We start from the raw sequence: 1,417 nt of genomic DNA on the forward strand, positions 1-1,417 counted from the left end.
ATCGTGGCGAACAACGTCGCCAACCCCACCAGCAACCCCACGATCACGGTCCGCAGATTGTCGATCACCTGATCCAGCGACTCGGCCGCCGCCAGGCTCGTGCTGGCATCGGCGACACCGGGAACCAGCAGCGCGGTGAACGCGCACCCGGCGCTCCACACCACCGACGCCAACATCAGCCGTACCCGGCCGGGCCTGGGACGTGGTCCTCGCCGGCGCGAAGCCCCGGCTTTGATGGTGAGCGGTTCACGTGACGGCTGGTCGGCGTGACCGATGCCGGTGCTTGGGTGTGGTCGGTTGGACATGGCAGCCTCCCTGAACAAGGTCGGGTCTTCGGCTGCCGGTCGAGACCCCGAAGAGGCGGTGCAACCCGGGTGTGGGTGTCCTCCTTCAAAAAGCGGATGTGGTGTGGACGGGCGCAGCGCGGCGGGGACCGGATGAACCGTCCTCCCCGGGGACCGCACCGCCTCCGCGGGTGTCTCGACCGGCACCAATGAAGCACCGCCTCAAGGCCCCAATTTCCCCCCGCCGCCCTGCAGAAATGACCGAGCCTTGACCTCGACCCGGTGATCGACAACGCCGCTGCGAAGGACACGAACGGCCTGCACGGCGGCCGTTTTGGAGCCGTGGAACCGGCTTACAGGACTTGGTCCGTCACCACCTGCCGTTGAACCGCAGATGACCACTGCGCGGGCAAAGGCGCCGACCGCACATGAGCGGTATCGCCCGGTGCTCGGCGCGCACGAGGCTGTCCCCAGCGCCGCTTGCACCGGCTGCACCTCGTACGGACTTGACGTGCAACAGCGAGGTGGAGCTACCTGCCCGCTTACGCGCGGAGCCCGCGCGCGCCACCGTCACCAACGGGCCGGCCGCTGCGCTCGCCTTGCGGATGTGAGGAACGGAGAAGGGCAGAGAGTAATGATCGACTTCATCTTCTACGGGAGGATCGATCCCGTGGGGCCTTCGACCGCCGTGCACCGGTTGCGTGCTGTGTCTCGGGCCCACGAGTTCGCCCAGCGGCACGGCGGACGTGTCACCTACGACTACTTCGACGAGGTCCCGGCACAGGTACCACTGGAGGAACGTCCCGGGGGCCGGGGGCTGATCGAGTACATGCTCTACCGCAGGCAAGAAAACAACGCTCTGCTCGTGCCCGGCATCGATCATGCGCTGGGCCCCGGAGCCTGGTTCAGCCTGGCCATGTTCGCCGCGGCGGCCTTCCCGATCTGGGCCTTCGACCGCGGCGACCCTCGCCCGAACGACCGCCCCTGAGACCCGGACTTCAACCGTCTCCGCAGGGGCCGGTGAGCGATCTTTGCCGGATTATGACCCGGGCTCCGGGGGAAAATCCGGCCGTCCGGCGGTTCTTTATTAGTGCACGGGGACCGGGAGACCGTCATGGGTCACCCGACACATG

The 1,417-nt window shown here is 67.5% G+C and carries 1 protein-coding gene; it reads left to right on the forward strand.

What is annotated here, in order from left to right:
- Positions 1–954: 954 nt before the first annotated feature.
- On the forward strand, positions 955–1,272 hold the full coding sequence (locus BJF79_RS39665) for a hypothetical protein (RefSeq protein WP_262403260.1): 318 nt from the start codon (positions 955–957) through the stop codon (positions 1,270–1,272).
- Positions 1,273–1,417 lie beyond the last annotated feature (145 nt).

This window comes from Actinomadura sp. CNU-125, from assembly GCF_001942465.1.
GTDB lineage: Bacteria > Actinomycetota > Actinomycetes > Streptosporangiales > Streptosporangiaceae > Spirillospora.